Source organism: Ruegeria sp. AL1, assembly GCF_056540905.1.
Map to the genome: position 1 here is coordinate 183,188 of NZ_JBQFXP010000002.1, position 26,019 is coordinate 209,206.

The 26,019-nt window shown below is 60.3% G+C and carries 25 protein-coding genes and 1 riboswitch; of the genes, 12 read left to right on the forward strand and 13 right to left on the reverse strand.

Going from position 1 to position 26,019, the window contains the following annotated elements:
- Positions 1-232: 232 nt before the first annotated feature.
- The gene (locus tag ACRZ9X_RS04015; protein WP_480516073.1) at positions 233-2,107 is read right to left on the reverse strand and encodes a hypothetical protein; all 1,875 of its coding nucleotides are present in this window, start codon (positions 2,105-2,107) and stop codon (positions 233-235) included.
- Between the two features lie 122 nt (positions 2,108-2,229).
- Between ACRZ9X_RS04015 and ACRZ9X_RS04020 the strand changes: the two genes are divergently transcribed.
- Positions 2,230-2,937, forward strand: coding sequence for a thiamine diphosphokinase (locus ACRZ9X_RS04020; protein WP_480516074.1), 708 nt, complete (start codon positions 2,230-2,232; stop codon positions 2,935-2,937).
- Here the strand turns inward: ACRZ9X_RS04020 and ACRZ9X_RS04025 are convergent.
- Genes ACRZ9X_RS04025 through ACRZ9X_RS04035 form a run of 3 tightly spaced genes read right to left on the reverse strand, consistent with a single transcriptional unit; the run spans position 2,882 to position 5,914 of the window.
- Positions 2,882-3,796: a DMT family transporter gene (locus ACRZ9X_RS04025; RefSeq protein ID WP_480516075.1), complete on the reverse strand. Its 915-nt coding sequence runs from the start codon at positions 3,794-3,796 to the stop codon at positions 2,882-2,884. The two genes, ACRZ9X_RS04020 and ACRZ9X_RS04025, sit on opposite strands and share 56 nt — an antisense overlap.
- A 44-nt stretch (positions 3,797-3,840) precedes the next feature.
- Positions 3,841-5,214: an L-serine ammonia-lyase gene (locus ACRZ9X_RS04030; RefSeq protein ID WP_480516076.1), complete on the reverse strand. Its 1,374-nt coding sequence runs from the start codon at positions 5,212-5,214 to the stop codon at positions 3,841-3,843.
- 1 nt (position 5,215) lies between these two features.
- Positions 5,216-5,914 (reverse strand): glutathione S-transferase family protein, encoded by a 699-nt coding sequence (locus ACRZ9X_RS04035; RefSeq protein WP_480516077.1) that lies wholly within the window; start codon positions 5,912-5,914, stop codon positions 5,216-5,218.
- Positions 5,915-6,082: 168 nt separating this feature from the next.
- Between ACRZ9X_RS04035 and rpiA the strand changes: the two genes are divergently transcribed.
- The 6 genes from rpiA to ACRZ9X_RS04065 all read left to right on the forward strand — a co-directional run bounded on the left by rpiA (position 6,083) and on the right by ACRZ9X_RS04065 (position 12,265).
- A complete protein-coding gene (rpiA, locus tag ACRZ9X_RS04040; protein ID WP_480516078.1) occupies positions 6,083-6,868 on the forward strand; it encodes a ribose-5-phosphate isomerase RpiA in 786 nt (261 codons plus the stop codon).
- Between the two features lie 129 nt (positions 6,869-6,997).
- Positions 6,998-8,356 (forward strand): glutathione-disulfide reductase, encoded by a 1,359-nt coding sequence (gor, locus tag ACRZ9X_RS04045; protein WP_480516079.1) that lies wholly within the window; start codon positions 6,998-7,000, stop codon positions 8,354-8,356.
- A gap of 72 nt (positions 8,357-8,428) precedes the next feature.
- Positions 8,429-9,571, forward strand: coding sequence for an FtsH protease activity modulator HflK (hflK, locus tag ACRZ9X_RS04050; protein WP_480516080.1), 1,143 nt, complete (start codon positions 8,429-8,431; stop codon positions 9,569-9,571).
- Positions 9,571-10,449 carry a protease modulator HflC gene (gene hflC / locus ACRZ9X_RS04055; RefSeq protein WP_480516081.1) on the forward strand — a complete coding sequence of 293 codons (879 nt, stop codon included), beginning with the start codon at positions 9,571-9,573 and terminating at the stop codon, positions 10,447-10,449. Before hflK ends, hflC begins: the two co-directional genes overlap by 1 nt.
- A complete protein-coding gene (locus tag ACRZ9X_RS04060; RefSeq protein ID WP_480516082.1) occupies positions 10,449-10,643 on the forward strand; it encodes a DUF2065 domain-containing protein in 195 nt (64 codons plus the stop codon). Before hflC ends, ACRZ9X_RS04060 begins: the two co-directional genes overlap by 1 nt.
- Before the next feature lie 182 nt (positions 10,644-10,825).
- Positions 10,826-12,265: a Do family serine endopeptidase gene (locus ACRZ9X_RS04065; protein WP_480516585.1), complete on the forward strand. Its 1,440-nt coding sequence runs from the start codon at positions 10,826-10,828 to the stop codon at positions 12,263-12,265.
- A 233-nt stretch (positions 12,266-12,498) separates the two neighbouring features.
- On the opposite strand, the gene ACRZ9X_RS04070 is transcribed toward ACRZ9X_RS04065, so the two are convergent.
- The 5 genes from ACRZ9X_RS04070 to ACRZ9X_RS04090 all read right to left on the reverse strand — a co-directional run bounded on the left by ACRZ9X_RS04070 (position 12,499) and on the right by ACRZ9X_RS04090 (position 16,771).
- Entirely contained in the window at positions 12,499-13,167 is a 669-nt protein-coding gene (locus ACRZ9X_RS04070; protein WP_480516083.1) for a Crp/Fnr family transcriptional regulator, read from the reverse strand.
- A 128-nt stretch (positions 13,168-13,295) separates the two neighbouring features.
- Positions 13,296-13,901: an inner membrane-spanning protein YciB gene (locus ACRZ9X_RS04075; RefSeq protein WP_480516084.1), complete on the reverse strand. Its 606-nt coding sequence runs from the start codon at positions 13,899-13,901 to the stop codon at positions 13,296-13,298.
- 15 nt (positions 13,902-13,916) lie between these two features.
- Complete coding sequence (locus tag ACRZ9X_RS04080) at positions 13,917-14,819, reverse strand: EamA family transporter (protein WP_480516085.1); 903 nt, start codon at positions 14,817-14,819, stop codon at positions 13,917-13,919.
- Positions 14,820-14,905: 86 nt separating this feature from the next.
- A complete protein-coding gene (gene ftsY, locus ACRZ9X_RS04085; RefSeq protein ID WP_480516086.1) occupies positions 14,906-16,042 on the reverse strand; it encodes a signal recognition particle-docking protein FtsY in 1,137 nt (378 codons plus the stop codon).
- 57 nt (positions 16,043-16,099) lie between these two features.
- Positions 16,100-16,771 carry a lysoplasmalogenase gene (locus ACRZ9X_RS04090; RefSeq protein WP_480516087.1) on the reverse strand — a complete coding sequence of 224 codons (672 nt, stop codon included), beginning with the start codon at positions 16,769-16,771 and terminating at the stop codon, positions 16,100-16,102.
- 90 nt (positions 16,772-16,861) lie between these two features.
- On the opposite strand from ACRZ9X_RS04090, the gene ACRZ9X_RS04095 reads away from it, so the two are divergent.
- Complete coding sequence (locus tag ACRZ9X_RS04095) at positions 16,862-17,257, forward strand: hypothetical protein (protein WP_480516088.1); 396 nt, start codon at positions 16,862-16,864, stop codon at positions 17,255-17,257.
- On the opposite strand, the gene xseA is transcribed toward ACRZ9X_RS04095, so the two are convergent.
- Positions 17,254-18,741 (reverse strand): exodeoxyribonuclease VII large subunit, encoded by a 1,488-nt coding sequence (gene xseA / locus ACRZ9X_RS04100; RefSeq protein ID WP_480516089.1) that lies wholly within the window; start codon positions 18,739-18,741, stop codon positions 17,254-17,256. The two genes, ACRZ9X_RS04095 and xseA, sit on opposite strands and share 4 nt — an antisense overlap.
- A 75-nt stretch (positions 18,742-18,816) precedes the next feature.
- On the opposite strand from xseA, the gene purD reads away from it, so the two are divergent.
- Complete coding sequence (gene purD / locus ACRZ9X_RS04105; RefSeq protein WP_480516090.1) at positions 18,817-20,079, forward strand: phosphoribosylamine--glycine ligase; 1,263 nt, start codon at positions 18,817-18,819, stop codon at positions 20,077-20,079.
- A gap of 106 nt (positions 20,080-20,185) precedes the next feature.
- Here the strand turns inward: purD and ACRZ9X_RS04110 are convergent, their stop codons facing one another.
- A complete protein-coding gene (locus ACRZ9X_RS04110) occupies positions 20,186-20,911 on the reverse strand; it encodes an FG-GAP repeat domain-containing protein (RefSeq protein ID WP_480516091.1) in 726 nt (241 codons plus the stop codon).
- A 47-nt stretch (positions 20,912-20,958) separates the two neighbouring features.
- Complete coding sequence (locus ACRZ9X_RS04115) at positions 20,959-21,282, reverse strand: 2Fe-2S iron-sulfur cluster-binding protein (protein WP_480516092.1); 324 nt, start codon at positions 21,280-21,282, stop codon at positions 20,959-20,961.
- A 127-nt stretch (positions 21,283-21,409) separates the two neighbouring features.
- Between ACRZ9X_RS04115 and ACRZ9X_RS04120 the strand changes: the two genes are divergently transcribed.
- Positions 21,410-21,781: an OB-fold nucleic acid binding domain-containing protein gene (locus ACRZ9X_RS04120; protein ID WP_480516093.1), complete on the forward strand. Its 372-nt coding sequence runs from the start codon at positions 21,410-21,412 to the stop codon at positions 21,779-21,781.
- A gap of 471 nt (positions 21,782-22,252) precedes the next feature.
- Here ACRZ9X_RS04120 and ACRZ9X_RS04125 read toward each other — a convergent pair whose 3' ends face one another.
- A complete protein-coding gene (locus ACRZ9X_RS04125; RefSeq protein WP_480516094.1) occupies positions 22,253-22,942 on the reverse strand; it encodes a glutathione S-transferase N-terminal domain-containing protein in 690 nt (229 codons plus the stop codon).
- Positions 22,943-23,072: 130 nt separating this feature from the next.
- A riboswitch (SAM riboswitch) is annotated at positions 23,073-23,150 on the forward strand.
- A 62-nt stretch (positions 23,151-23,212) separates the two neighbouring features.
- Here ACRZ9X_RS04125 and metZ point away from each other — a divergent pair.
- Both metZ and folE2 read left to right on the forward strand, forming a co-directional pair.
- A complete protein-coding gene (gene metZ / locus ACRZ9X_RS04130; protein ID WP_480516095.1) occupies positions 23,213-24,403 on the forward strand; it encodes an O-succinylhomoserine sulfhydrylase in 1,191 nt (396 codons plus the stop codon).
- A 198-nt stretch (positions 24,404-24,601) separates the two neighbouring features.
- Complete coding sequence (gene folE2 / locus ACRZ9X_RS04135) at positions 24,602-25,705, forward strand: GTP cyclohydrolase FolE2 (protein WP_480516096.1); 1,104 nt, start codon at positions 24,602-24,604, stop codon at positions 25,703-25,705.
- The last annotated feature ends 314 nt before the right edge of the window (positions 25,706-26,019 follow it).

Sequence of the window (26,019 nt, forward strand, 5' to 3'; positions counted from 1 at the left end):
TCATTCATAACGGGTACCTCAGATCAAAATCGGGGGGCTTTACCATCAGGCCGATGCATTTGTTCTGTGCGGTAATACTAGCGCAATTCTGCGGTGCAGCATAGACGACGTGACGTCAGTGGTGGCACCAAGTGTATTTCCCGCCTTGCCTTGCACATTTGAGCGGCAAAGACAGGGCCGGAGTCACCTCCGGCCCTGTCAATTTTCGAGGGGGGTGTTGTGCGCTTGGGCGTTAACCCGCAGCGCGTTTGTCGTTGGGGCGAAAGCCGATATCCGTCGATGCAGCGAACCGACCGCCACCGGCCTTTTCGATCTTGCCGTCCCGAAGCAACTGACCGAAAGACCGCAAGCTTTCCTCGCGATTGAACTCATCCTGCTTCAAAGACCGGACCTTGTTCATCAATTGCGGGCGCGAAAACTGCTCCTGTCCTTCGATGAAAGACAAATACGCTGCGGCGGCTTCCAGCAGGTCCGGAAGGGATTGCGCTCCTTGTTCCTTGGCAAAATGGGCAAACCCGCCTTCGTCGTCGGCCATATCTTCTTCGGCTTGCTTGACACGGCGCGGCATCACCGGGGCGGTATCGTTGGTTTCAGGATCGATGCGCTGTTCCGCCACAAGTTTCAACGGGGCCGCGATCGCGGATTGCGGGCGATCACTGGTCACGTGCACTTCGGGGCGGCGGGGGCTGACCACCGATTCAAGATCGCCACGATATTGATGATCTGCGGGCTGCTCGGGCTTGCCCGCACTGTCCGCGCGCTCTGCTTGAGTGGCGGCGACTGCGGCACGCAGATGCGAATAGGTTTTCAGCTGATCCGCAGTGTCCGGGTCTTCCATACGCGCCCCGGCCGTATCCATCAGGCGCGAAACATCCTGATCTTCGGCGGCAGGCTCTTCGGTGGCGTCCTGAGTTTCGTCTGAATCGCGTGCGGTCAATTCCGCTTCGACCAGCGCGATCTCGTCGAGCAGCAAGGCTTCGTCTTCAACACTCAGGACGTTGCGCGCGAATTCCGGCGCGTCCGCATCGTCATCCTGCGCATCAGACATATCCGTCTCGTCCGCGTCCAGGATGTTCTGGATTTCATCCAGATCGATATCGGCATCCGGTTGGTCATCGACCTCCGAGAACAGCACGTCATTGGTCGAAACATCCAATTCTGCGTCCATTTCCGGTGCACTGTCGGTGTCGTCATCTTGCACAGTTGCGCTCAGAACAAGCGGCGGCAGGGCCTGATCAAGGTCTTCCACCTCGGCAGGTTCGTCCTCGGTTGCCTGTTCATCGACGGTGAACTCGAGCGCTTCCGGCATGTCATCGACATCAAACGGCGGCTCGCTCACAGGTTCCGGTTCGGCGATGTCCTGTGCTTCGGCAACCGGTTCCGCTTCGACCACCGGGCTGGGGTCAACCGGGGTTTCGACGTCCGTCAGCGGCGCAGCGTCTGCCACAGGTTGCGGTTCGACGAATGTTTCTTGAGTCGGTGTCGCCTCAACCTCGGTCTGCGGCGCCGGCGCTGGCTGGTCCTGCAGGTCAGCGGGGCTGAGCGCACCGGCCTCAAAGGCGGCGGAAATCGCGTCGACCTTGGGCTTGGCCGTCGCAAGAAAACCGTTTTCTTCGTCTTCTTCGTCCGCCAGACGGGCCGGGGCCTCGTCATTATGAGAGACGACGGCGCGAATGCGCTGCAGTTTTGCGGCTATGCTGTCGTCGGTTGGCTGTGGCGCTGCCGAGGGGGCAGCAGCGCCGAGGTTGGGTGTTTCAATGGGCATGTCCGGCACCTCGGGTTGCACGGACGCAGGTTGCACCGCTTGCGGCTGCATCGCCGCAACAGGGGTCGCGGCCACGGCGGGGGTCTCTTCCGTGGCACGCAGCAACAGTCCGCTATCGTTCTGGCTGGCCTCGACCTTTCGTGCGATATCACGCTGGGCGATGCGGGTCAGCATTTCGGCGTCCGGCTGTGGGGGCTCGGACCCGAAATAACGGTCATCTGCGGCGAGATCGCGAAAGTACTCGGCAATAGCCTTCATCGTTTCAAATGAATCGTCGAAGCCTTCCAATGTGCAGGAAAAGGTCCCGTATGAAACGGTTAATACTTTGTTGTTCTGTACCATCAGACGCACGTCCTTTACAAACTACCAGGTCGTGTTGCCGGGGCTGGACCACGGCATGCGACTCGTAACTGATGCTATGAGTCTATCATTTTGTGGTCTGAATATGTCCAAAACCGGAAAAAATGGTCAATCTTAAGAAAAATGAGCCGATTGTTCATTCGGAATCGCCTATCGCCTTGTTTGGCGGGGGGGAATTGGATCCGCAGGATGTGAATCTGGTGCTGGATCGCGCCAGTTTGATCGTGGCGGCAGATGGCGGAGCGGCCCGTTTGCTCGATTCGGGCCACATTCCTGACGCGGTTATAGGGGATTTCGATTCGCTTGAATCCGACCAGCGTGTCCGAATTCCGGCAGATCGTTTGTTTCCAATTGTCGAACAAAGCACCACGGATTTCGACAAGGCTTTGCGGCACATTCAGGCCCCTGTGGTTCTGGGTGCAGGATTTCTGGGGGCACGGGTTGATCATCAACTTGCCGTTTTCAACAGCCTGGTCCGACTGGCCGACCGGCCTTGCGTGTTGCTCGGGCAGCACGAGGTTGTCTTTCATGCTCCGCCCAGGTTGCGTCTGAAACTGACAGCGGGAGCGACCGTGTCATTGTTTCCATTTCGGCACGTAACCGGCCGCAGCGCGGGGCTGGAATGGCCGATTGATGATCTGATATTCGCGCCCGATGGGCAGGTCGGAACCTCGAACCGAGCGGTGGCTGAAGTGAGGCTTGAAATGGATGGGCCGGGCATGGTGGTGTTGGTGCCGCGCACAGCCCTGGATCAGGTCATGCGGGCGTTTCTGTCGGGCCGGACCGGGCGTTGGCCCGCTCGTGCAGAATGACGTAAAGCCCCGCGGCGATGGTGATCACGATACCGACGGCGGCGAGGCCGTTGGGCAGGTCTCGGAAGATGAACCAGCCGATCAGGGTGGCAACCGGAATTTCAAGATACTGCATCGGAGCCAGAGTGGCCGAAGGCGCATAGCGCAAGGACCACGTCATCAACAAATGAGCCACCGTGCCCAGAACGCCGATGGCGCAGAGTAGCCACAGTGTTTGCCTGCTGGGCACAACGAAGGACAACTGATCAATCCCGGCACTGCTGCCGATCAGAAGGATCGGCAGCAGGATGACCGTTGCCATTCCGCCGGATACCGCTTGCAACGCGACCGGATCGGTTTCTTTCGCGATCTGCCGCGTGACCAGCATGAACAGGGCAAACACCACGGCAACGATCAGCGGCAAAAGGGCGGGGGCTCCGACTTCGGCAAAGCTGGGCTGGATCACCAGCAAAGTGCCGATGAAGCCGACGATACACGCGCTCAGACGGCGAGGGCCGACCTGTTCGCCCAGCACGAAGCGACCCAGCAGAAGCATGATGAACGGCATGACAAAGGCGATGGCGACCGCATCGGCCAGTGGCAGGAACAGCAGTGCGCTGAACATGGCCGAAATACCGGCGATATGCAGCAGCGTACGGATCACCGTCAGCCGCAGGATGCGACCGTGCATCCTCCATGGTCGGCCCGTGGCTGCGATCAGCGGGGCCAGAATGACTACCTGCACCGCAAAGCGCACCCAGACGAGCAGGGCGATGGGGGTGGTCTCACCCAGCACTTTGGCCATGGCGTCGCCCAGCGGGGCAAGCACGCAAAAGCCGAGCATCAGAATGATGCCAAAGACGGGGCGATCCTGGGTCATGACGGGCACGCTAGGTCAAGCGGTGCCCGGGGGGAAGGGCAAACTCAGCAGTTGGGGACGTTGACTGCCAGCCCGCCCAGCGAGGTTTCCTTGTATTTCTCGTGCATGTCGGCCCCGGTCTGGCGCATGGTCTCGATCACCGCGTCCAGCGGGACGAAATGGTGGCCGTCGCCGCGCAGCGCCAGCGAGGCGGCCGAGACTGCTTTGATCGCGCCCAGACCGTTGCGTTCGATACAGGGGACCTGCACCAGACCGGCGACTGGGTCGCAGGTCATGCCCAGATGGTGTTCCAGCGCGATCTCGGCGGCGTTTTCCACCTGCTCGGGCGTGCCGCCCATGACGGCGCAGAGACCGGCGGCGGCCATGGCTGATGCGCTGCCGACCTCGGCCTGACACCCGGCTTCGGCGCCCGAGATCGAGGCGTTGTACTTGACCAGACCGCCAATGGCGGCGGCGGTCAGCAGGAAATCCTCGATCCGGGATTCCGTGGCCCCCGGTACGTGGTCGAGGTAATAGCGCAGCACGGCAGGTAGCACGCCCGCGGCACCATTGGTGGGGGCGGTGACGACCTGTCCCCCGGCGGCGTTTTCCTCGTTCACGGCCATGGCGTAGACGCTCATCCAGTCGTTGATCGTGTGCGGGGCGTTCAGGTTCATGCCGCGTTCAGCCACCAGCGCGTCATGGATGCCCTTGGCGCGGCGGCGCACATACAGGCCGCCGGGCAAGATGCCGTCGGTGGTCAGGCCACGCTCGATACAGTCGTTCATCACCTGCCAAAGACGGGCAGAGCCCTTTGCAAAGCTTTCGGGACAGCCACGGGCGATTTCATTGGCGCGCTTCATTTGTGCGATGCTTTTGCCGCTGGCGCGCGCCATATCCAGCATCTCGACCGCCGATTTGAACGGGAAGGGCACCGGTTTGCCTTCATCCGTGTCCTTGCCTTCGGCCAGTTCCTCTTCGGTCAGGACAAAGCCGCCGCCGACCGAGTAAAACACCTGCCGCAGAATCACGTCGCCCTGCGCGTCGGTGGCCATCAGGATCATGCCGTTGGCATGGCCGGGCAGGTTATGTTCGAAGTCAAAAACCAGATCGGTTTTGGGATCGAACCGCAACTTTGGCAGGCCTGCAGGTGAAACCGTGTGGGTCTCATGTATCTGGGCCAGCGCGGCCTCGGCCTTGTCGTTGTCATAGGTGTCGGGGACAAATCCCGCGAGGCCAAGGATGGTGGCGCGGTCGGTCGCGTGGCCGACGCCGGTAAAGGCCAGCGATCCGTGCAGCGATCCGCGCAGGCCCGAGAACTCGAACGGGGAGTCCCGCATCATGTCGAGGAAGCGCGCAGCGGCGACCATGGGGCCCATGGTATGGGACGAGGACGGGCCGATGCCCACTTTGAACATTTCGAAGACAGAAAGAAACATGTCAGGTAGCTGAGCCTTCTGGTGGATTGGCATGGGTCGGAGAGGTGAAGGGGGTGGCCCCCAGCCCCTCGGCTTTGATTGCGGCGCGCGTTGCGGGGCGCATTTCCAACTGCATCAGGATGGTCTGCAGATATGGGGTGTCGGCCAGTTGATACCAACTGCGGTCGGCCTGTGCGGGATAAAGCGCCATCCAGCGCATCATGCAGGCGACATAATAGGTGAGAGCCGAGGGCTGCGTGCTGAACCAGTCGGGGCCTTGATGGGCCAGCGCGTCGAGCATTTGCAGGTGCTGGCGCAGCCGGGGGCGGATGCCCGCGCGTAAGGCTTCGGCCTGTGCGGCCTCAATGTATTTCTCGGCGTAGAACAGGATGCGCAGGTCGGCGTGCAGGGTGTTCGAGGCAAAGAACAGGTATTTCAGAAACGCAGCCCGGTCGGGACTTTCGGGGCCGGGGGCCATCTGCCCGTGGGTATCGCCCAGCCACAGCAGGATCGCGGCGGTTTCAAAGATCGGACCCTGTGGAGTTTCCAGCACCGGGATCAGCCCGTTGGGGTTCAGCGCCCGATAGGCCGCACTGTCCTGTTCGTTCCGGGTGCGGTCGACCAGAACGGTGTCATAGGGCAGGCCCATCTCTTCCAACACCAGCCGGATCACCAGCGAGGCGTTGTCGGGGGCGTAATGCAGGCGGTACGGCGTCTCCATGACCTCTATCTATGTGCTGCGGCGGCGGTACGTCACCCTGATTGCGACGTTTCCTATCGGAAAGGCGTATTCCAGCGGCATGTTAGCACAGGTGCGGGGCGATTTGCCTCTCGCAGTCGTTGGGGGCATTCCGTATAAGGCGGGCAGACTGTCTTGGGGGATGTTGTCATGAGCAAAGATTTGTCGCCGATCGACAAAGCCAAATATGTTGCCGCCTACCGCGCTGCCGATCTGGTCGAGGACGGGATGCGCGTGGGTCTGGGCACCGGATCGACCGCCGCGTGGCTGGTCAAGCGTCTGGGTGAACGCGTGCGCGACGAAGGGCTGAAGATCAAGGGCGTGCCGACCTCGACCGCCACGGCGCAGCTTGCGCGTGAGGTGGGGATCGAGGTCGTCTCGCTGGATCAGGCCGGGTGGCTGGACCTGACTATTGATGGCGCGGATGAGTTTGATGATGAGTTCAACCTGATCAAGGGCGGCGGTGCGGCGTTGCTGCAGGAAAAGATCGTGGCCACGGCCAGCGATCAGATGGTGGTGATCGCCGATGCGGGCAAAGAGGTTGAGACGCTGGGCGCGTTCCCCTTACCGGTCGAGGTGATCCCCTTTGGCTGGCAGACCACGCGCACCCTGATCGAGGAAGCGCTGGACACGATGGACGTGCTGGGCACCTCGGTCACGTTGCGCATGAATGGCGAGGCCCCGAAGGTGACCGACGAGGGCAACCACATTCTGGACCTGCATCTGAAACGCATTGGTAACGCGCGGCAACTGGCACTGGTGCTGAACCAGATCCCAGGCGTGGTCGAGAATGGTTTGTTCATCGATATCTGCGACAAGGTTATCGTGGGCTATGGCGATGGCCGGGTCGAGCTGCGCGACCTCAACGCGGGCACGGTTGAGACCGATTTGCTGGGCGAGAGCGGGGACAACCTGTTTTCCGATCTGGCGGACTAAGCGCCGGGCGGGTGGTTTGGCAAGCAGCGGAAGAAAAATCGCAATTTCGGCAGCCGGGGGTTGGCAGTTGGAAATTTGCGCCCAGATATCCAGTGAATTTTGGTCACGCGGAATAAAAGGAACGCACCTATGAGCTTTGACTATGATCTGTTCGTCATCGGAGGCGGCTCGGGCGGGGTCCGCGCGGCACGCGTGGCGGCGGGTGAGAACGGGGCCAAAGTGGCGCTGGCGGAAGAGGATCGTTACGGCGGGACCTGTGTCATCCGGGGCTGTGTGCCGAAAAAGCTGATGGTTTTCGCCAGTGAGTTCTCGGGCATGGTCGGGGATGCGCAGGAGTATGGCTGGGACATCCATCCGGGTGCGTTTGACTGGAACACGTTCCACGGCAAGCTGGTTGCCGAACTGGACCGGCTGGAAGGCATCTATCGCAATATCCTCAAGAACAACGGCGTCGAGAGCTTTGATCAGCGGGCCCGTGTGGTTGATCCGCATACGGTCGAACTGGCCGACGGTACACGCAAGACGGCCAAGCATATTCTGATCGCCACCGGTGGTCGCCCCGTCGTGCCCGAGTTTCCGGGGTCTGAACTGGCCATCACGTCGAACGAGATTTTCCATCTAGAGAAGCTGCCCGAAAGCATCCTGATCGTGGGTGGCGGCTATATCGCCTGCGAATTCGCCGGGATCATGAACGGGTTGGGGGTGAAGACGACTCAGTTCTATCGCGGGGCGCAGATTCTGCGCGGCTTCGATGACGAGGCGCGCGGGCTGATCAGCGAAGAGATGTGCCAGAACGGCGTCGATCTGCATCTGGGCACCAATGTGCTGGAGATGGTCAAGGACGGCGACAAGATCCGCGTGAAGGCCACCAACGGGTCCGAACAGTCGTTTGATGTGGTGATGTACGCGACGGGCCGGGCTCCGAATGCGGATGATCTGGGGCTGGAAGGCTTGGGAGTTGAACGTGGCCGCAAGGGCGAGATCATCGTGGATGAATACAGCCAGACTGGCGTGCCTTCGATCTACGCTATCGGAGATGTGACGGACCGGGTGAACCTGACTCCGGTCGCAATCCGCGAGGGTATGGCATTTGTCGAGACCGTGTTCAAGGGCAACCCGACGCCTGTGGATCACGAGTTGATCCCGACCGCGATCTTCACGCAGCCGGAAATGGGCACCGTGGGTCTGAGCGAAGAAGAGGCGGCGGAGCAAGAGCCGATCGAGGTCTATGCAACCTCGTTCAAGCCGATGCAGAAAGCCTTTGCCGGTGGCACGCAGCGGGTGCTGATGAAGCTGATCGTGTCTCAGGCGACGCGCAAGGTTCTGGGCTGTCACATCGTGGCGCCGGGCGCGGGTGAGATGATCCAGCTGGCCGGGATTGCGGTCAAGATGGGCGCCACCAAGGAAGATTTCGACCGCACGGTTGCGGTTCATCCGGTGATGGCCGAAGAACTGGTGACAATGCGGCAACCTGTACGCACGGCTTGATTTGCAACCGCGCGCACACACGTTACAAGGGAAGCCGTGATCACACGGTCCAACACAAGGGAAAAAACACATATGGCGGGCAACAGCGGCGGCCCCTGGGGGGGCGGAGGCTCATCCGGTGGCGGAGGAAATCGGGGTAACAACGGGGACGGGCGCAAGCCCCCCGAAGGCGACGGCCCGCAGATCCCCGAGATCGACGAGCTGATGAAGAAGGGTCAAGAGCAGCTGCGCGTCCTCATGGGCGGCCGTGGCGGCGGCGGCCGTGGCACCAACGGCTCAGGCGGCGGCGGTGGTCCGGCGTTTACCAAGGGGACCGTTGCGATTGGTCTTGTGGCCGCTGCGGTCTTGTGGGGGCTGGCCAGCTTCTACACCGTCAAGCCCGAAGAACAGTCGGTTGAGCTGTTTCTGGGTGAGTTCTCGGCCGTGGGTAATCCGGGTCTGAACTTTGCCCCGTGGCCGTTTGTGACCGCCGAGGTTATTCCGGTCACCCGCGAACAGAACGAAGACATGGGCGGCGCGCGTGGCAGCGACGATGGTCTGATGCTGACCGGCGACGAGAATGTGGTCGATATCGACTATCAGGTCGTCTGGAACATCAACGACCCGGCCAAGTTTCTGTTCAACCTGCGCGACCCGCGTCAGACGATCCGCGCCGTGTCGGAATCGGCCATGCGTGAGATCATCGCGCAAAGCGAACTGGCCCCGATCCTGAACCGGGACCGCGGTATCATCGCTGAACGTCTACAGGAGCTGATTCAGCAGACGATGGACAGCTACGACTCGGGCGTGAACATCGTTCGTGTGAACTTTGACAAGGCCGACCCGCCACAGGACGTGATCGCCGCCTTCCGCGACGTTCAGGCCGCCGCGCAGGAGCGTGACCGTCTGCAGAACGTCGCTGACGCCTATGCCAACCGTGTGTTGGCCGAGGCGCGCGGTGAAGCGGCGCAGGTTCTGGAAGAGGCCGAAGCCTATCGCGCCCAGCAGATCAACAGCGCACAGGGTGAGGCCAGCCGTTTCAGCGCGGTTCTGGAAGAATACTCCAAAGCGCCGGATGTGACCCGCAAACGTCTGTATCTGGAGCGGATGGAGCAGGTTCTGGGTGACGTGGACAAGATCATTCTGGATGAAAACTCGACCGGATCGGGGCAGGGCGTCGTGCCGTATCTGCCGCTGAACGAGTTGCGCCGCAATTCCGGACAGGAGAGCAACTGATGCGTAAAGCGACATTCATTCTGCCCGTCATCGTGATTGCGATTGTCGGCATTCTGTCCTCACTCTTTATCGTGGACGAGCGTGAGCGCGCGCTGGTTCTGCAGTTTGGACGTGTCGTGACGGTTAAGGAAGAGCCCGGACTGGCGTTCAAGATCCCGCTGATTCAGGAAGTCGTTCGCTATGACGACCGCATCCTGTCGATCGATGTGCAGCCGCTGGAAGTGACGCCTCTGGATGACCGCCGTCTGGTGGTTGATGCCTTTGCCCGCTATCGGATTTCCGATCTGGAGCAGTTCCGTCAGGCTGTTGGTGTCGGCGGCATTCCGGTGGCCGAAGACCGCCTTGACCGCATCCTGCGCGCCGAAACCCGCGAAGTTCTGGGTTCGGTGTCATCGCGCGATATCCTGAGTTCCGACCGTGCCGCGCTGATGCTGCGCATTCGGAACAGTGCGATTGCCGAAGCCCGCGCGCTGGGCGTCAACGTGATCGACGTGCGTCTGAAGGCGACCGACCTGCCGCAGGCCAACCTCGAAGCCACCTTCGACCGGATGAAGGCGGAACGGGAACGTGAAGCGACCGACGAACGCGCCCGGGGTAACGAAGCCGCGCAGCGTGTGCGCGCGCAGGCGGATCGGACCGTGGTCGAACTGGTCTCGGACGCGAACCGCGAGGCCGAGATCATTCGCGGTGAGGCCGACGCCGAACGCAACGCGATCTTTGCCGACGCCTATGGCGCTGACCCGGAGTTCTTTGAATTCTACCGCTCGCTGTCGGCCTATGAACGCGCGCTTGGTGGCGGCAACAGCTCGATGGTGCTGAGCCCGGATTCCGAGTTCTTCAACTATCTGAAATCTCCCACAGGGCAGGTTGCCCAGTAATGGGCATGATCCTTCTGGCCTTCGGGCTGGTGCTGATTGTCGAGGGGCTGGCCTATGCGCTGGCCCCTTCGCTTATTGAACGTATGCTGGAGGCGCTCAGAACGCTGCCGGAACAGGCGCTGAGATTGGTGGGATTACTCGGCGCTGTCAGTGGTTTCGTTCTGATATGGGCCGCATTTCAGGTCGGCTTTTAATACAGTGATCTCACTTGCAGGTGATTTCCCCGCGATCCCGAGTTGCGGGCTTGGACAAACTGACTACATTGTTTGCCAAGACGGGCCGCTATGGGGTGGTCACACCATAAGTTTCGACAAGGAGTTCGCAAGTGCAGGCTAAAGCGCGCAGTATTTCCGTCCGGCGGGACGATGTAAGTGTCATGATGCGGCTGATGTGGCTGGCCTTTGCCGGAATGCTGCTTGTTCTGGCCCAAGCCGTTGCAGCGCAGGCGCGTGGCGACAGTCTGGCACCACTCGCCGAGCAAATCAGCCCGGCGGTGGTCAACATTACCACCTCGACCTTGATTGAGGGGCAAACCGGCCCGCAAGGGATCGTGCCCGACGGCTCTCCGTTTGAGGATTTCTTCCGCGAGTTTCAGGATCGTAACGGCGACGAAGGCAACCGCCCACGCCGCAGCAATGCGCTGGGATCGGGTTTCGTAATTTCCGAGGACGGTTTCATCGTGACAAATAATCACGTCATAGCGGAAGCCGACGAAATCCTGATCGAATTCTTCCCCGGTGACGGCCAGCCCAAGAAAGAGCTGCCCGCCAAGGTGATCGGTACGGATGAAAAGACCGATATTGCGCTGCTCAAGGTCGAAGCATCTGGTCCGCTGCAATACGTCACCTTCGGTGACAGCGATATCGCGCGCGTCGGGGATTGGGTCATCGCGATGGGCAACCCGTTGGGGCAAGGCTTTTCGGTCTCGGCCGGGATCGTATCGGCCCGCAACCGTGCGCTCAGCGGGTCTTATGACGATTACATCCAGACCGACGCGGCGATTAACCGGGGGAACTCGGGCGGGCCGCTGTTCAACATGGATGGCGAGGTAATTGGCGTGAATACCGCGATCCTGTCGCCCAATGGCGGCTCGATCGGGATCGGGTTCTCGATGGCGTCCAACGTGGTCATCAAGGTCGTAGATCAACTGCGTGAGTTTGGTGAGACACGGCGTGGCTGGTTGGGTGTACGCATTCAGGACGTGACCGAGGATATGGCCGAGGCCATGGGGCTGGAGAAGCCCGGCGGCGCGCTGATCAGCGATGTTCCCGATGGCCCGGCCAAGGATGCCGGTCTGCTGGCAGGCGATGTCATCCTCAGCTTTGACGGAGTCGAAGTTGAAGACACGCGGGGTTTGGTGCGTCAGGTTGGCGAGACCACCGTGGGCAAATCGGTCCGTGTTGTTGTGCACCGCGATGGGGGCACGCAGACCGTCCTTGTGACGCTGGGACGTCGTGAGGATGCGGAACGCGCCGAAGAGGGGGGCGAAGAGGCAACTCCTGAAGCCGAGGAAGAGGAAAACAAAGACATTCTGGGCCTGACGATTTCGCCGCTGACCGACACGCTCCGCGAGGAAATGGGGCTGGACGGCGAAGCCGAAGGTCTGGTTGTGACGGGTGTAGAGGAGTCCTCTGAGGCCTATGCCAAGGGACTGCGTGCCGGTGACCTGATCACCGAGGCCGGTCAGCAGAAAGTGACGTCGATCAGCGACCTTGAGACGCGGATGGACGAAGCAAGCGAAGCCGGGCGCAAGTCGCTGTTGTTGCTGGTGCGGCGCGGTGGAGAACCAAGGTTCGTGGCGCTGAGCCTGGAATAACAGGCGTGAAACCCCAAGGTACAAAGGCCGGGGCGCAATCCCCGGTCTTTTTTTGATCAGGTCAGGGGAAAGAAAAAAGCCATATGCCGGGGAAGGCATATGGCTCTGGTACAGGGAGAGGCTGATGGACAGATATCGGGGATGATAAGGTCAGCCTCCTACGGTAACGAGATTGACCTTAGGGCAATTAAAGGGGTGCGTATGTGAAGTGGATCACAGGACCAGCGGAAATTTCAGATCAGATCAGATTCAGCCAATTGGCGCAGCGCATCAAAATCTTGAATCTGCAATCCGCCGCGTGAGGCTTCGACCACGTTGCTGCGTTTCCAGGTCGAAATGGTCTTGGACACTGCTTCCCGCGTGGCACCCACGAACTCGGCCAGTTCGCTTTGCGACAAGGTGATGCGGTCGGACGGGTTCTCTTGCTGTCCTGCAAGATGCAGCAATTTCCGGGCCAGCCGGACGGGCATGGGCAGGAAAACCTGTTCATTCAACTGCGCACCCATATAGCGCATTCTTAAGCCCGCAAGCCGGATCATATCCTCGGCGAGATCAGGGTGTTGCCGAATCTGGGAAATGACATCCCGGTGGCGCACCCTGAGGACACGCGATGGTTCCGCCGCCGTCACTGTCGCGGTGCGTGGGCCGCTGTCGAAAAGTGCGATTTCCCCAAAGACTTCTCCGGGACGCATCAGGCTGAGCGCCAGTTTCCGTCCGCTCATCGCCAGAAAGGACACTTCGAGCGCGCCGGAAATCAAGGCATACAAAGCTTCGCCTTCATCGCCTTGCTCGAACAGGACGTCTCCCCGGTCCAATTCCAGTTCCGAGGCTTGCGCGGCCAACATGGCCCGCAGCCGTTCCGAGGCTTCCGAAAGGAATCCGCTGTTTGGAAATGCCGTCATGTGGGGCGGTGTGCTCCGGTTTGGTTATTTGAGTGGTGGCTCAACTTTCCACAGCTTGCGCGTTAAGCCAAGGTTTTTATCGAATTTTCGAACAATCCGCCAGTTCCACCCCAGTGAGTACGTTGCTCTTATTGTTTGTCGGGATCGTCCATATAGGTCTGCAGAATACTGAATTGCAGCATCAGGAACACCATCAGGGCGATGGGAAATCCGAAGGTTTCGATCTTGACCCATAGGTCGGTCGACAAGGTGCGCCAGACCAGTTCGTTGGCCACGGCCAACACCGCGAAACAGGCGCACAGGCGGCGGGTTAAGATCATCCAGCCTTCGTCACGCATGGGCAGCATTTCATCCATTACGTAGGCCAGGTACGATTTACGCTGCAACAGGCCGATCCCGAGAATCAGCGAGAAGAAGCCGTAGACCAACGTGGTTTTCATCTTGAAGAACCGCTCGTCATTAAACCAGGCGGTCAGGCCGCCGAAGAAGATCACCATGATAGCGGTGAAAATCTGCATGCGGCTGAGTTTGCCTGTCAGCACCCAAAGAACACCCATCGCCGCTAGCATCAGCGGCACAAACAGGATCGTGGCGATGATGAATCCGGAATATTCGATGCCGCCGATCAGAAAGCTGTCATCCCTCAAGCGGAGGTAGATGAAGAAAAAGGCCAGTGGCGGGCCCAGCTCTAGCGCCTGTTTCAGAAAAGGGTTGATCTCTTTTTTGGCTGCCATGTCGATTCCTGCTGCTTACCCGCCCATTTCAACTATTACAGCGCCAAGTGCAATCAATGCCATCAGAGCAATGCGTCTGGGGCCGACAGTTTCTTTCAGCACGAGCCAGCCGATCAGGGCGGCAAAAACCGTGGACGTTTCGCGCAGAACGGCGGCCTCGCCCACCTTGTCGAGGCGGGTGGCGAGCATGATGGCTCCGAATGACATCGGGGCGATGATACCGCCCGCAATCCCGCGCAGCATCAGGGGACCAAGGGCGGGGCGATGGATCATGGCGCGGTATCTGAGGGCGGCGTAGATTGGCATGGCCGCCCCGTCAATCATGAAGAACCACGCCAGGAAGGTGAACGGGTCGGCGGTTGCGCGGATGCCGTAGGCGTCATAGGTGGTGTAGAGCGCCACGAACAGCCCTGTGGCCAACGCCAGCGCCAGCGCGATGCCCAGCGTCTCGCGGTTGGTTTCGAGATAGCGCAGGTTATAGGCGGCAAGCCCCAAGATGCCCGCCATCAGGGTTGCGACGCCGAACCATTGGATGATTGAGAAGGTCTCGCCAAACAACAGGTAGGCTCCGATCACGGTGAACAATGGACCGGTGCCGCGCACGACCGGGTAGACAACCGTGTAGGAGCCTTTGGTATATGCGGCGGCCTGCAGGACTTTGTAGCCGATATGGATCACCCAGACGACGGCAAAGATGGGCCACATATAAGGTTCGGGCCATGGGACGACGAAGAAGGCAAAGGGGGCTGCCATGAGACAATAGCAGGCATCGATGGCGCCGCGCGACATCCACGGGTCATGTCGGCCCTTTTGCAACGCGCCGAAGACCGCGTGCAGGAAGGCGGCCATCAGGGCCAGCGTGAGGGCGAGTTGGTGGCCGGATTCAGTGCCTTCGAGGGAGATCAGCCAGTCGCTCAATATTTGTGTCTTTCACGGATGGAGAGGCCGGGGGTTTTCCACCCCCGGACCCCCGGAGGATATTTTGGGCCAGATGAAGTTGCGGATCAGGTTTGCAGACCAGTGAGAGCGGCGGCGAATTCTTCGGGATCGAACGGGGCGAGGTCGTCTATTTGTTCGCCCACGCCGATGGCGTGAATGGGCAGGCCGAACTTGTCGGCCAGCGCGACGAGTACGCCGCCCTTGGCGGTGCCATCGAGCTTGGTCATCACAAGGCCTGAGACATCGGCCAGTTTGCGGAAGGTTTCGACCTGGCTGAGGGCGTTCTGGCCGGTGGTGGCGTCCAGCACCAGGAGGGTGTTGTGCGGGGCGGTGTCGTCGACCTTGCGGATGACGCGGACGATTTTGGCCAGTTCCTCCATCAGGTCGGCGCGGTTTTGCAGGCGGCCTGCGGTGTCGATCATCAGCAGGTCTGCGCCGTCGTTCTGCGCTTTGGTCAGGGCATCAAAAGCGAGGCTGGCTGGGTCAGAGCCTTCGGGGGCGGTGAGTACGGGCACGCCCGCGCGGTCGCCCCAGACTTGCAGCTGTTCGACGGCGGCGGCGCGGAAGGTGTCTCCGGCGGCGATGACGACCTTTTTGCCAGCGGCTTTGAACTGGCTGGCAAGCTTGCCGATGGTGGTGGTTTTGCCCGATCCGTTGACACCCACGACCAGCACCACCTGCGGGCGTTTGGGGTAGAGGGGCATGGGTTTGGCCACAGGTTCCATAACGCGGGCAACTTCCTGAGCAAGAAGTTGCTTGATCTCCTGAGTGGAAAGTTTGCGGCCCAGGCGGCCCTCGGCCATGTTGGCGGCGACGCGCAGGGCGGTGTCGACGCCCATGTCCGAGGCGATCAGAAGCTCTTCGAGCTGTTCCAGCATGTCGTCGTCCAGCGTGCGGCGGACAACGGTGCGGTCTTCGCCGCGCTTCAACAGGCGGCCCAGCAGGCCTCTGGATTCAGAGGTTTCAGGCGCAGGTGCCGTGGGTGCCGGATCAGCAACGGCGGGCGCTTGGGGTTTCGCCGGTTGCGGCGCTGGTGCAGGTGCTGGAGCTTCGGAGACGGGTTGCGGTTCGGGCTCGGGTTGAGGAATGACCGGATCGGGTGCGGTTTCCTCGCCGCCATCCTCGACAATCGCGTCCAGCCCCTGTTCGAGGCGCGAGGAGGATTTGAACAGCTTGTCCTTGAGCTTTGAGAAAAACGCCATTTTGGTCTCCGCAGGTGTTTCCTTCACCTAATGCGGATTGGTGGCAGTTGCAAAGGGTCAGGTGAAGGCGATCACGAACCCGGACTGTGCGCCCCAGTAAAGCGGCCAGACCATGTAGGGAGTCAGCTGCAGGGCGGGATGGTTTGCGGGCAGCAGGAATTTCTCGGTCGCCAGGATCATGTCGGAGGCGATGAAGGCCAGCGCGGCGGGCAGCGCCCAGCGGAGCGGGCCTGTGTCGGGCAGGGCCAGCACGGTGACGCCCATGCCGAGGATGATCGGGATATAGGCCAGCACGGGGGGCTTGAGGTCGCCGGCGCGCGGGGCCAGCAGGGTGGTCATGACAATGCCAAGGATCAGGAGGGACCAGAAGATCGCGGGTTGGGTCAGGATCAGGCCGGGATCGCTGGCGGAATGGGTCAGGAACAGCACGATATAGGCCAGATGTCCGGCGGCGAAGGCGGCGATACCGGCCATGAAGGTGGTCTCGGTTTCGCGTGATAGAAGGGCGTCGCCGATGGCGCAAAGGGCAAGGGCGAGGACAAGCAGCCAAGGTGCCGTGCCGATAAGGGCGGCAATGGCCAGCAGCCCAACGGAAGCAGATTTCAAAGCGGTGCGCAGGGTGCTGGCGGGCTGCGCGGTGAGTGGCAGGTAGGCCAAGGCGCAGGCCAGCGCGGCCCAGAAGTGGAATGTCATCATGAACTGTCCCGGTTTTTCGACCAGTTTCGCCATGAGTACCGGGGTGCTTCAAGATGTGACGTCGGGGGAACGCCAGCGAAAGGTTGAATGGCGCAAGCGGGCGGCATCTGACAGAATATGGACATGTTCAGATATGGAATGATTCTGTTGGCGCTGCTCGCACAGTCCGCTGCGGCACAGTCGCCTTTGTCGGGGACGGAGTTTGACGCCTATACACGCGGAAAAACGTTGTTTTATGGTTTTGACGGACAGACTTATGGCGTCGAGCGGTATCTGCCGAACCGCCGAGTGATCTGGTCGTTTCTGGATGGGGATTGCAAAGAAGGCGTCTGGTATGAGAGCGGGGGGCAAATCTGTTTCCTCTACGAGGACCGGCCCGACCCGCAATGCTGGGTGTTCATCGAATCCGGCGGCGGGCTGATCGCGCAGTTCGAGGGTGATCCTGCGGCGACAGAGCTGTATGAGGCCGAGGATATTGGGGAAGAGATGATCTGTTACGGGCCGGATGTAGGGGTCTAGAACAGGGATCCTTGATCGGGCGCAGGTGGTTTCGGCGGTCGCTTGGGCTTGGCCGCGCCACCGGGGCCGGTGCTGAGGGTTCCATCTGCGAATTCGATTTCGAGAGTAGTGTGTTTTTCGGCGTTGGCCTTGCGGGTGACGACTTGATCCGCGGCGCGGATAACGGCGTAGCCACGATCCAGTGTCGCCTTGTAACTGAGGGTTTCGCGTAGGCGATCTGTGGCCTCTAGCTGTTGGCGCAGACGATCCAGACGGGTGGTTTGGGCTGTGTTCGCTCGCTCGGAAAGGCGTGTGAGGGTTTGGCGCTGCTGGTCGATCTCTCGCAGAATTGGGCGCAAGGAAAGGCGTGAGGACAGGTTGCGCAGGACCTCTTGCCGGGTTGTCACGAGGCCGCGCAGGGTTGAGGGGCGCAGGTGGGCGGAAAGCTCCACCAGTTGCAGGCGGCGGTTCTGAACGCCGCGATCCAGCGCCGGGGTCAGGCGGTCCGCAATAAGATCAAGGCGTTGGCGCGGGGTGTTCAGCAGGCTGTCGGGGCGTGGCAGGGCGCGGGACAGGTCGCGCAGGCGCTGGCTGCGGCGCTGCACCGCGTCTGAGGCGGCGCGGGACAGTCGCGCGCCTTGTTCACCGGTCCAGGCCAGCAGTTCCATGCGGACGGGAACGGCCAATTCGGCGGCGGCGGTGGGCGTGGGCGCGCGGCGGTCCGAGACAAAGTCTATCAGGGTTGTGTCGGTCTCGTGCCCCACGGCCGAGATCAGCGGGATGTCCGAGGCGGCGGCGGCGCGGGCGACGGTTTCTTCGTTGAAACCCCAAAGGTCTTCGATGGACCCACCGCCACGTGCGACGATGATCAGGTCGGGGCGCGGTAGGGCGCCGCCCGGAGTGAGCCGGTTGAAGCCTTCGATGGCGCGGGTGACTTCCGGGGCGCAGTTTGCGCCTTGCACGGCGACAGGCCAGATCAGCACCTTGCGCGGAAAGCGGTCGCGCAGGCGGTGCAGGATATCCCGGATTACCGCGCCCGAGGGGGAAGTGACCACGCCGATGATCTGCGGCAGATAGGGCAGGGGTTTCTTGCGCTCGGGCGCGAACAGCCCCTCGGCTTCCAGTTGTTTCTTGCGCTTTTCCAGCAGCGCCATCAGCGCGCCTTGTCCGGCGACGGCGACCTCATCGACATTCAGGTTGTACTTGGACTGCGCGCCGAAGGCGGTCAGGCGACCGGTGACGACGACCTCTAGCCCCTCTTCGGGGACTACGGAGAGGCCGGAAATCTGGCCTTTCCATGTGGTGCAGGCCAGCACGTTCCGGTCGTCTTTGATGTCATAATACAGATGGCCAGAGCGGGCTTTGAACACGCGCCCGACCTCACCGCGCACGCGAATGCGGCCAAATGTGCCTTCGAGCGTGCGCTTCACCTCGCCCGAGATATCGGAAACCGTGTATTCAGGGGTGTTTTGGCCGGGAATGGGGTCGTCAAGCAGGTCGGACATTTCAGCGCCTTGTGTCATGTGCTGGCGCAGCTTAGAACGCGCGCAAGGCGAGGCCAAGCAGATCGGAGAGCTTTCATGAACATCCTCATTCTCGGCAGCGGTGGACGCGAACACAGCCTGGCCTGGGCGGTGATGCAGAACCCCAAATGCGACCGTCTGATCGTGGCTCCGGGCAATGCCGGGATCGCTCAGATCGCCGATTGCGCTGTACTGGATATCGAAGACGGCGGGGCGGTGGTAAACTTTGCCGAAGAAAATGCGATTGATTTCGTCATTGTCGGCCCCGAGGCCCCTTTGGCCGCCGGGGTCGCGGACCGGTTGCGCGAGGCCGGTGTGCTGGTCTTTGGACCGTCGGCGGCAGCCGCGCAGTTGGAAGCATCGAAGAGCTTTACCAAAGAAATTTGTGATGCGGCGAACGCGCCGACGGCGGGCTATGCGCGGTTCACTGAGGCTGAGCCAGCGAAGGATTATATTCGCGCGCAAGGGGCTCCGATCGTGGTCAAGGCTGATGGTCTGGCCGCTGGCAAAGGCGTAATCGTCGCGATGGACGAGCAGACCGCGCTGGACGCGATTGATGATATGTTCGGTGGTGCCTTTGGTGGCGCGGGCGCAGAGGTTGTAATCGAGGAGTTCATGGAAGGCGAAGAGGCCTCGCTGTTCGTGTTGTGCGACGGAGAGGACATTCTGTCCATCGGAACCGCGCAGGATCATAAGCGTGTGGGTGAGGGCGATACCGGGCTGAACACCGGTGGTATGGGGGCGTATTCTCCGGCCCCAGTGCTGAGTGCCGAGGTTGAGGCGCGGGCGATGGAAGAAATCGTGCGCCCGACAATGGCTGAAATGAAACGGCGGGGCACTCCGTTTCAGGGCGTGTTGTATGTCGGGCTGATGATCAAGGATGGCCAGCCTCGCCTTGTGGAATACAATGTGCGCTTTGGCGATCCTGAATGTCAGGTACTGATGATGCGGCTGGGCGCGCAGGTGATGGACCTGATGCACGCCGCTGCCGAGGGACGCCTGGCTGAGACACGTGTGAACTGGGCCGATGATCACGCCATCACGGTTGTGATGGCGGCCAATGGGTATCCGGGGGCGTATGAGAAGGGCTCGGTCATCAGCGGGTTGGACGCGCTGGCTGAGGACAGCAGGAACATGGTATTTCATGCGGGGACGAAAGCGGCTGAAGGCCAGATCGTGGCCGCCGGTGGTCGTGTGCTGAACGTCACGGCGCGCGGGGATACCTTGCAGGAGGCGCGGGATCGGGCTTATGCGATGGTGGACGGGATCGACTGGCCCGACGGGTTTTACCGCCGCGATATCGGCTGGCGGGCTTTGTGATTTGATTGCCGGGCTGCGCCCGTCTCGATTTTTCCCGTAGGGGGGCTTTGCCCCCTCGGCCTTGCGGCCTCACCCCCAGGATATTTTTGGCCAGATGAAGGGCGGATCAGCAGTTGAGGGCTGAGGTCAGATCCTTGCGGTCTTTGAGTGGGCCGAGGTCGGTGGTTTGCCAGCTGCCATTGTATGAGACGCTGATGATGCGGGACCAGTCGGCGTTGGCCAGGATCATTTCGGGACCTGTCGCGCAGTAGCGCAATCCGCCGGTGATGAAGGCATCCCCGATACGGTGATTGGTCAGACCTGGCAGGGTCGCGATCTCAGTCAGCTTGCCTTCTTTATAGCGCCAGATGCGCAGTGTTTTGGCCAGATGGGGACGGTCGATATAGGCAATCTCGATATTGCCGTCTTCGTCCAGGTCCCATATTCCAACTGGTGCGAGCCAACGGTTGCGGGTGCCGATATGCGGCGTGGCGGCGATCTTTTCGCCTCGTTTGTTGTAGATTGCCAGCTGCGCCCCGGTGTTTTTCTGGGACTCGATGACGATCACCTCGTTTGATCCGTCAAGATCAACATCTGCAAGGCGGGGGGCGAGGTCTTCGAATACGCGGTCTTGTGGTAGACGGATGGTCACCACCACCCGATCTCTTGGCTTTTGGGTGTCTGTGTTCTCAATGGTGATTTCCAGCGCGCCATATTCGATGTTGTCCCCCAGAACCCCATGCGCGTAACGCGTGGTAGGTTCAGTATAGCGGGCCGTTGTAATAGTTTCAGCCGCAGTGGCGATGCCCGCCCCCGCCAGCCACATGCACAAAGGCAGCAGCGCGCCGCGCATCCGACGCCGCCATGGGCGGGTGGGGGGACGCGGCGCTGTCGAATGCATCAGATCTGTTTTTCCGGCATTTGCACGATCAGACCGTCCAGCGCGTCCGTAACCTTGATCTGGCAGGTCAGGCGCGAGCGGGCGGGGTCTGGTTCATAGGCGAAATCCAGCATGTCCTCTTCCATGTCATCCTTGGCCGGAACTTTCTCGACCCAGTCGGGGTGCAGGTAGACATGACAGGTCGAACACGCGCAGGCGCCGCCACAATCGGCTTCGATGCCGGGGATGTTGTTGTCGCGAGCCCCTTCCATGACGGTCAGTCCGTTGGCAACCTCGACTGTGTGCTCGGTGCCGCCGTGCTCGACATAAGTGATCTTTGCCATTGCGTGCGTCTTCCTTTTGCGATGTTCGAAACCTTCCTTAATCAAGGCATTTAGGTCTTTCCAGCATCATTTGCGACTCAGTATGCCGTGACTGGACTTTCACGTTATATGTTCTATTTTTGTTCTCATGTTTGTTATCCCTGCTCACCCTGCGGTTTCAAACCGGGACTGGCCGCGTCCGCCCCGGTGCCTGCCTGCCAACCGGCTGCAGGATCCGCCTGACAATGCGCGCGTGACGGTTGCAGGGTTGGTGATCCTGCGGCAGAGGCCGGGGACCGCCAAAGGGGTGATCTTTGTCACCCTTGAAGATGAGACCGGCGTTGTGAACGTGATCGTCTGGCGCAAGATCTACGAGCAATTCCGCCGCGCGGTGATCTCGGGGCGGTTGTTGCGGGTGACGGGGCGGATGCAGAAAGCCGATGCTGTGATCCATGTGATCGCGGAAGAGATCGAGGACATCTCGGGGATGCTGGATGTACTGGTGCGGGGTGAGGGCTAAGGCCGCGATGCGGACAAAGCTGCCGTCAGTCGTTAGCGCTTAGCCGTTCCATGTCAGCGTAAACGAAGCTCGCGGTAGGGCTCAGAGCGATGGCAAAGTGAAACGTTTCCCCGTCGGTCTCACTCCGACAAAGCCCAAACATCGAAACTCCCGTATCTCGGTCGGTGGCGTCGGCTTCTTCGAGCCTACAATCCGAAAACGATGCAGCGTCGGTGTGTCCGATTTCAGACATACGCTTGAAATAATACGATGTTGTGGTGATGAGGTAGTCATGGTCGGTTGGTCGGTAAATCGATACAAACAGCAGCCATGTCACCGCGAAACTGGCGACCCCTGTGCCGACCATTTTCCAAGCAATCCGCATTCAACGCCTTTAGTCTGGTTCGCAGCAACATTTTCAACGATTTAGTTGTGCACTTTAGAGACTACTCGGTCAATCTGGGCTCAGAACCGACATTGGATCAAGGTGCCTCACCGCTTGAACAAAACCCCCTGCGATTGCTTGTCCCGGTGATCTCCTCGCAGCTCTGCATGCAGGGCGCGCCCGGCCTGAACGCCGGGGCGGGCGCTGACCGTTTCAAGCCAGCGGGCGAAGTGGGGTTTATCCTCAAGGACCTGCTGCTGGCCTTCCCACAGGCTGGCCCAGCCCCAGATCGACATATCGGCGATCGAATAGAAATCTCCGGCGACATATTCGTTTTCGGCGAGCCTCCGATCCAGAACGCCATACAGGCGCCCGACCTCGGCGCGGTAGCGGTCTTTGGGGTAGGGCAGGTCTTGCGGTGGGTCCAGTTGGGGGGCGTATTTCAGAAAGTGATGCGCCTGACCTGCCATCGGGCCAACACCGCCCATCTGCCACATCAGCCATTCTTCGACCGCGATCCGGTCACGTTCGGTTTCGCCGTAAAAGCGCCCGGTCTTGCGGGCGAGATACATCAGGATCGCGCCGCTTTCGAACACCGAGATCGGCGCACCACCAGGGCCGTCCGGGTCAACAATGGCGGGCATGCGATTGTTCGGCGCGATCTTCAGGAAGTCGGGGTCGAACTGATCGCCCTTGCCTATATTGATCAGGTGAGTGGTGTAAGGCAGCTCCATCTCTTCGAGTGCGATGGACACCTTCCAGCCATTCGGCGTGGGCCAGAAATACAGATCGATCATGATGCCTCCTTCGGTTGTCAGGGATCATGAGGGTTTCGCACCATACGGCAAGAGGTCGCTTGGAAAGGTTACGAAAGCGTGACGATTTGCCCCTTGGGCTTGACGACTGTGGGGCCGGGGCGTAAACGCATCCGCACCACGTGGCGATTTGTTACCGGATTGCGGGCCACGCTAAACAACACCGCTAAAAGGTCAGGATGAAAGACCCCTTTCGCTTGGCCGCGTCTGGGGTTTTTTGTTGCCTCCCCGCCGGAGGCTGAAAGGAATGACATGAGCGAGAGCTGGAACAAGCGCACCCAAGCCGTCCATGGCGGCATCCGCCGCAGCCAATACAATGAAGTTTCCGAAGCGATCTTTCTGACGCAAGGTTTCGTCTACGACAACGCCGAGCAGGCCGAAGCACGGTTCATTGAATCTGGCCCTGATGAGTTCATCTATGCCCGGTACGGCAATCCGACGGTGTCCATGTTCGAACAGCGCATCGCGGCGCTGGAAGGCGGCGAGGATGCCTTTGCCACCGCCTCGGGCATGGCGGCTGTAAATGCAGCGCTGTGCGCGATGTTGAAAGCGGGCGACCATGTGGTTTCAGCCAAGGCCCTGTTTGGATCGTGCCTTTATATCCTTGAAAACATCCTGACCCGGTATGGGGTCGAGGTCACCTTTGTCGATGGCACCGATCTGACGGCGTGGAAAACGGCGATCCGGCCTGACACCAAAGCTGTCTTCTTCGAATCAATGTCCAACCCGACGCTCGAGGTAATTGACATCGAAGCCGTGGCCGACCTGGCCCACGCGGTTGGCGCGACAGTGATTGTGGACAACGTGTTTTCGACGCCCGTCTTCTCGCGCGCGATCCAGCAGGGGGCCGATGTGGTTGTCTATTCGGCCACCAAGCACATTGACGGGCAGGGCCGCGCGCTTGGCGGTGTCATTATCAGCACCCGCGACTTCATTCGCGGCACGATTGAACCCTATCTCAAGCATACAGGCGGGGCGCTGAGCCCGTTCAACGCGTGGATCATGCTCAAGGGACTTGAGACCATGGCGCTGCGTGTCAACGCACAGGCCGAAACAGCACAGGTTCTGGCGGAAGCGTTGGAGGGGCACCCCGCGCTTGACCGCACCTTGTATCCGGGCCTGAAAACGCATGCTCAAAACGCATTGGTGCACTCTCAACTGGGTGGCAAAGGCGGAACGGTCTTGTCGCTGGATATCAAGGGTGGAAAAGCGGCTGCGTTTGCCTTTCTGAATGCGCTGACCATACCGGTGATTTCCAACAATCTGGGTGATGCCAAATCTATTGCGACACACCCCGCCACAACGACTCATCAAAGGCTGAGCGAGGAACAACGGGACGAATTGGGCATTACACCCGGCCTGATCCGGTTTTCCGTGGGCCTTGAAGATGCCGCTGATCTGCTTGCCGATATCGAACAGGCACTGAAACTGTCTCAGACCTAGCCGGAATGTCCCCGCGTGGGCTCGGACCACGCGGGGCAATGCCTAGGCCGGAAAGGCCTCGTTTGATCCGACGTATTCAGATGCGAATTGACGGTTTTGTTCGGGTTTTTTCGATCCGGTCTGTTATGGGGTGCGTATCGGATTTGTAAGTTGATCAGAGTCGTTTATATTCCTTCGACCTAGCAAGGGACCCCGCGCATGAACATTCATCCCCGCGACATCGACGAAACGCCGGATCGTGATCAGGCTGCTGCCGCCCTGAAAGTTCTGAAAAGCTGGGCTCAGTCGGCATCCGAGGCCGAGGTAAACCAGCTTGACCCCGCTGTCGCGCGGTTGATCCCGGGACTGGTACCTGTAAATTATCCTTCTCTTTCAAGGCAGTATCCTGACGACTTCGAAGCGGATGCCGCATACCGCGCGACGATGCCGGATTTGCAGAATGGCCCGTCCAGCCTGATCCGCGGTGCCAAACAGCAAATTCAGCATGTGGGGATTTCCAATTTTCGCATGCCCATTCGTTTTCACCGCAAACATGGGGCGGATCTGACGCTCGAGACCTCTGTTACCGGGTCCGTCAGCCTTGAGGCTGACAAGAAGGGTATCAATATGTCCCGAATAATGCGGTCCTTTTACAAACACGCTGAACGGACGTTCAGTTTTGAGGTGATGGAAGCCGCGCTGAACGACTACAAGACCGATCTGGACAGTCTGGATGCGCGGATTCAAATGCGCTTCTCCTTCCCCGATCAGGTTGAAAGCCTGCGGTCCGGTCTTGTGGGGTATCAGTATTACGACATCGCGCTGGAACTGGTCGAACGCGCGGGTGAGCGTCTCAAGATCATGCATCTGGACTATGTTTATTCCTCGACCTGTCCCTGTTCGCTGGAACTGAGCGAACATGCCCGGTCGATGCGGGGCCAATTGGCGACACCGCATTCGCAGCGCTCGGTCGCGCGTATTTCGGTGGTTGTGGATTGCAATGCCGATTGTCTGTGGTTCGAGGACCTGATCGCCCTGTGCCGTCGCGCCGTACCGACCGAAACGCAAGTGATGGTAAAGCGTGAGGATGAGCAAGCATTCGCCGAGCTGAATGCGGCGAATCCGATTTTTGTCGAAGACGCCGCGCGGTTGTTTTGTGCCGAACTGCAGGCCGATCATCACGTCGGAGATTTCCGTGTCGTGGCCAGCCATCAGGAAAGTCTGCACAGTCATGATGCTGTATCGATTCTGACCGAAGGTCCGACCTTCGACTCGGCGAGCCTTGATCCCAGGTTGTTTTCGACCCTGTTTCACACTGGGTGATCCCAAATTAACATGCTGAAAAAAGCGGCAAAAGAAAGCGCTGGGCGCTTTATTGCCGCATTGCAGCAACTGTTGCTGCCAACGCGAAGTGTTTCGCGGTAGTATTGCCCTGAGTGTAGCTGATGCGCAGCCTCTTTTTCAAAGCTGAGGTTGCATCGAAGGACCTTAGGCATGTGCCAACCTGACCTGCAGAGCTTCGTGCCGAAAGCCCGGCTTTCGACGCTCGAATGGCGTCTTCTGCGTCCGGCTGCATCGTATTCACAGGAGAAACAGAAATGAATCCGATTTCCCAACCGCTTGAGTTTCAGGCAGCC